Annotated in this window: 1 protein-coding gene and 1 pseudogene (1 of these 2 only partly in view); one reads left to right on the forward strand and one right to left on the reverse strand. The window is 50.4% G+C overall.

The features are described 5' to 3' along the window. Positions 1 to 315, forward strand: a pseudogene (locus QZ310_RS13510) (hypothetical protein); the annotation flags it as partial. Between the two features lie 1,177 nt (positions 316 to 1,492). Here the strand turns inward: QZ310_RS13510 and QZ310_RS13515 are convergent. Then, positions 1,493 to 1,497, reverse strand: partial view of a leucine-rich repeat protein gene (locus QZ310_RS13515; protein ID WP_366935492.1) — the 3' portion only. It continues 2,578 nt past the right edge of the window; 5 of the gene's 2,583 nt are visible here — the last part of the coding sequence; the start codon falls outside the window, past its right edge — the gene reads right to left on this strand; it ends in the stop codon at positions 1,493 to 1,495.

Genomic DNA, 1,497 nt, shown 5'->3' on the forward strand with positions numbered 1-1,497 from the left:
CCCCAACCCGCCCCGCCGAACCCCACATCTCATCCGAATCTCGGCTGTCTGAAACCCAAAATGCATGGCCCCGCGACCGCTGATTTCCACCACAATTCCACACTGTCCGTGATTGTGCGTTGCCTCAAAGGAGGAGTCACGCGCGAATGTGGCCGACGTAACATCAAATTTGCCTGGCAACCGAGATTTCATGAACACATCATCAGAAACCAACAAGCCTTCGACAATATCATGAACTACGTTGACAACAACGTAGCCAACTGGCACCGCGACTGCTTCAATCCCGATTATCCCCCCGATGAACACAGGGAATGATCGCCCGCCTGGTGGGGACGCTTTGTGGGGACGCTTTGTAGGGACGCTTTTCAAAGCGTCCGCAACAGCATACGATTGAAAATGCGGAAACCGAAAATTGAAAAATGTCGGGAATCCGCAATTGAAAATGCCCGGAATCCAAAATTGGAAAATACATGGCCCCCGAAATTGAAAATCCGTTGGTAAATTGGAAATCCGTGGTCGGTCCGCGGTATGTTTCTGAAAATCATTTGTTATTTGATTTTAAAATCGCGGTATGTTTCCGAAAAATCAATTGGTTATTTGATTTTTAATTTGCGGTATGTTTCCGAAAAATCCATTGGTTATTTTACGATTCCCAAATTCATTCGTATGCTGTTGCGGACGCTTTGAAAAGCGTCCCTACTGGAGCGTCCCTACAGGGCGATAACAGTGCGTCAAAATACAATGCGGAGCGAAAGTTTGTGGACTTTCGCTCCGCATGATTTTAATTGATTCGTATGGGATGATTATTTGACTATCACTTTCTTACCGCCGATGATGTAGAGGCCGGGGCGGAGGGATTTGATGTCGTCGTCGGTGGCGTTGCGTTTGAGGCAGATGCCCTGGAGGTTGTAGATGTCGTTCGGGCGGACGGTCTCGGGGGCGATGACGTCGTCAATGGCCGAAGATTCTTCCGACATTGAGGGTGAGGTGGCTTTCAGACCTGACTCGGTGGTGGCTCCGAATACTGTCTCGCCATCTTTCGAGAGGAAGGTGATGAGACCACGGTCGATTGTGGCGACTTCAGGATTTGAAGAGGTCCAGTCGATGACGGTCGATGCGCCTACGGGTTCGAGACGGACGTTGAGCATGTCGGGGTCGCGGGTGACGGATTCGTAGATGATGGCTGTAGGTTCAACGCCTCCCATTTCAGGTGCGCGTGACTGACGGCTGCTACCAAAATCGACTCCTTCAACGGTCTTTCCTACGCTTTTCCAACCAGTATTCTTATAGGCTGAAACCGATTCTGCCGGTACGCGGAGTGTGCCGATGCTTGATGACCATAAGCAATCCACGCCCAAAGTCGGAGGAGTTACTGCCTCACATTCCAGAACTGTTGCTTTGCAGAAACCGAGGGCTCCTTCACCGAGTGATTTCAACTCGCTGCCGAGGTGGAGATAGGTGAGATTCTCGCAATGGATGAAGGCATGTTTGGCTATC

The organism is uncultured Duncaniella sp. (assembly GCF_910577345.1).
Classification (GTDB): domain Bacteria; phylum Bacteroidota; class Bacteroidia; order Bacteroidales; family Muribaculaceae; genus Duncaniella.